This is a genomic window from Minwuia thermotolerans (assembly GCF_002924445.1).
Taxonomy (GTDB): domain Bacteria; phylum Pseudomonadota; class Alphaproteobacteria; order Minwuiales; family Minwuiaceae; genus Minwuia; species Minwuia thermotolerans.
On sequence record NZ_PIGG01000062.1, the window covers coordinates 1 to 3,206 of the forward strand.

General features: G+C 67.9%; 3 protein-coding genes and 1 pseudogene. All 4 read right to left on the minus strand.

Translation table 11 applies throughout. The features are described from left to right. A pseudogene (locus CWC60_RS23935) lies at window positions 1-210 on the minus strand (hypothetical protein); the annotation flags it as partial. A gap of 154 nt (window positions 211-364) precedes the next feature. Further along, window positions 365-1,093, minus strand: a complete 729-nt coding sequence (gene istB, locus CWC60_RS17085) for an IS21-like element helper ATPase IstB (RefSeq protein ID WP_109795136.1) — start codon at window positions 1,091-1,093, stop codon at window positions 365-367. Then, window positions 1,093-2,592: an IS21 family transposase gene (istA, locus tag CWC60_RS17090; RefSeq protein ID WP_109795137.1), complete on the minus strand. Its 1,500-nt coding sequence runs from the start codon at window positions 2,590-2,592 to the stop codon at window positions 1,093-1,095. Before istA ends, istB begins: the two co-directional genes overlap by 1 nt. 95 nt (window positions 2,593-2,687) lie before the next feature. Next, a partial coding sequence (locus CWC60_RS17095) for a transposase (protein WP_164516610.1) occupies window positions 2,688-3,206 on the minus strand: 519 nt, incomplete at its 5' end.

Here is a 3,206-nt window from a genome sequence, read left to right on the forward strand (position 1 = left end):
GCCGTGGCGGTGCGTCGTCAGCATTTTCGCCACCGTGCGCGCGGCGGGCGCCTTGCGGGGCACGCACGTTTCTGCCGCTTTCAGATCCTGCCGTCTGCGTGTCGTCCACTCCGTGACGACCCGGAGGCTGCCCCTGAACCCGGCCGCACGGACCTGGCGGTGCAATTCGGCCCCGTTGCGGAAGCCCTCGTTCCAGAGTTTGTCGAGCATTTGCTCGTAGGGTGTCAATCGGCGTTGGAACGGGACCCCGTAGCGGCTTGCAAAAGGGACCCCTGCAGCAGTCGGCGTGAACGGTGCCGGGCCGCCTGGCGCGGAGCCGTAGGCGGAGCGGCGGGCGGGCCGGCGTTTCTGGTTTTTTGGGGGATCAGGCGCGGGTCTTGAAGCGCCAGCTCTCGTTGCCGGTCTCGAGTATATCGCAGTGATGAGTGAGCCGGTCGAGGAGCGCCGTCGTCATCTTGGCATCGCCGAAGACGCTGGGCCATTCGCCGAAGGCGAGGTTGGTGGTGACGATGACGGAGGTCTGTTCGTAGAGGCGGCTGATCAGATGGAAGAGCAGCTGTCCGCCGGACTGGGCGAAGGGCAGGTAGCCGAGTTCGTCGAGAACGACGAAGTCGAGGCGGCCGAGTTGGTCACAGATGCGGCCCTGGCGACCGGCGCGAGCCTCGGCGTCGAGTCTGTTGACGAGATCGACGACGTTGAAGAAGCGTCCGCGGGCGCCGCCGCGGATGCAGGCGCGGGCGATGCCGACGGCGAGATGCGTCTTGCCGGTTCCCGTGCCGCCGATCAGCACGACGTTGCGCTGCTGCTCCAGGAACCCGCCGCCGGCGAGGTCGCGGACCAGGGTCTGGTTGACCGGCATGCCGTCGAAGACCAACTCCTCGATCTCCTTGGCGAACGGCATGCGAGCGACAGTCATCTGGTACTTGATCGAGCGGACCAGCTTCTCGCTGATCTCGGCCGTCAGCAGATCGCCGACCAGGCGCTGCGGCTCGTGCTGGCGCTTCACCGCGGTTGCGACGATCTCGTCATAGGCCGCCTTCATGCCGAAGAGCTTGAGGCCGCCCATGGCGGCGAGGATCTCGGTGCGCTCCATCAGAGGGCCCTCCTGAGGCTGTCATAGCGGGCGCAGTCGGCGACGGGCTCTGACGCGAGCCGCAGCGCCTCTGGCGTCATGATAGTCATGGGCGGCGCCGGATCGCGCCGGCGGGCCAGGATGTTGAGGATGACGTCGGCGGAGCAGACGCCCTCGGCGAGCGCTTCCGCACAGGCGGCCTCGACCGCAGACAGGCCGTCCGTCAGTACAGCGGCGAGGATATCGACCATCTGCCGGTCGTCGTCGGCGACGGCGCGCAGCTTGCGTCGCGTCCGCTCGATCGACGCCGGCAGCACCCAGTCCTTGAACGGCGCGCCATTCCGGAGGGCACCGGGCTTGCGCGCCAGCACCGGAACATAATGCCAGGGATCGTAGACCGTCTCGCCGCGTCCGAAGGCGCGGGCGTGCGCGCCCACGATCCGTCCGTCCTGGCGGAGCTCGACCCGGTCGGCATAGGCGCGGATCTCCACCGGCCGGCCCACGGCGCCGGCCGCGACCGAGTACTTGTTGTTGTCGAAGCGCACGAGGCAGGTCTTCGAGACCGCCGCCGGCACGGCGTGGAAGCCGTCGAACGGGCCGCGGTAGGGCACGAGGCTGGGCCGCTCGGCCTCGAACATCTCCCAGATCGTCTTCTCCCGCGCTTCGGGGTGGGGCTGCGCCTTCGCCCACGCGACGCAGCGATCGAGCAGCCAGGCGTTCAGTTCCGAATAGCTCTTCACCCGCACACGCGGCGCGAAGAACCGCCGCCGCACAACGCCCACCTGGTTCTCGACCTGGCCCTTCTCCCAGCCGGCGGCCGGCGTGCACGCCACCGGCTCGACCAGATAGTGGCCGCACATCTGCTGGAAGCGCCGGTTGTAGCGGCGCTCCCGGCCGGTGAAGATCGCGTCCACCGCCGTCTTCATGTTGTCGTAGACGCCCCGCGTGCACGCGCCCTTGAAGAAGGCGAACGCCCGATCGTGAGCGTCGAACACCATCTCCTGCGTCTCGCGCGGATAGGCCCGCACGAACAGCATCCGGCTGTGGCAGAGCCGGAGATGGGCGACCTTCACGGTCACCGTGACGCCGCCGATCAGAACGATCTCGTGGCTCCAGTCGAACTGGTAGGTCTCGCCCGGCGCAAAGCTCAACGGCACGAACGCCGAAGCCGCCGCTGCGCTCTCCCGTCGGCGCCACGAGGCCGCGTAGCGCCGCACCGCGTCGTAGCCGCCCGCGTAGCCGAGTCCGCGCAGCTCCTCGAAGACACGAACCAACGTCAGACGTTCGCGCGACGATCGCGCAGCGTTCGTCGCCAGAAGTCGATCGAGCTCGTCCCGCCACGGGCCGATCTTCGGCATCGGCTGAACCCGACGTTCATAGGCGAACGCCGTCTCCCCAGACCGTAAAATCTTGCGCACGACCTTCCGCGACACCTTCAGCTCGCGGCTGATCGCCTTGATCGCCTTGCCATGGACGAAATGCGCTCGGCGGATCTTCGCGATCGTCTCCACAACCAACATCCCAATCCAGGCTCCCGAGAAAAATCCGGGAGCACTGTGAATCCCATCCCCAGAGGGGTCCCGATTGGACGCCGACCACCCCTCATACGGGGGCCTTATTCCACGCCGATCCACACGTAGGGCGCCAGCGTGCTCCGGCGCGGTTGGAACACGTCCTCGCGTTCGCCGCGCACGATACGCCGGACGGTCCCCCGGCTGAGGCCGGTGCGCCGGCGGATCTCCCTCAACGATATGCCCGCTTCCGCGAGGGTGAGCACCGTGGCGTTCTCCGCATCGCGCCGTTTGGCCCCGTCCAGTTGTCGGTGCTCCACGCTGGTCAACAGCTTGGGATCAACGGTACCGACGCCGAGCGCCTCGCGCAGTGGCTTCATGGACCGGCGCACCGCCTCCAGGAACGCGGCGCTGGCGTTCGCCATCAGATGCCAGCGGTCGGCGACCTGAACCGCGTCCGGCAGGGCCTTCGTCGCTGCACGGGCGTAGGTCCCGCCGCGGTCGCGTGCGATCACGGTGATCCCCGTATGCGCGCTCAGCCACGCTTCGACGCTCGTGGCATCTCGGTCAGCAAGTAGGCCAAGCACCCGTCGGCCTTCGAGGTCGTACAGGATCGTGCCGTA

Excerpts from the sequence above, each read along its gene's own strand:
- istB (WP_109795136.1), bottom strand. The coding sequence starts at position 1,093 with ATGGAGCGCACCGAGATCCTCGCCGCCATGGGCGGCCTCAAGCTCTTC.
- istA (WP_109795137.1), bottom strand. The coding sequence starts at position 2,592 with ATGTTGGTTGTGGAGACGATCGCGAAGATCCGCCGAGCGCATTTCGTC.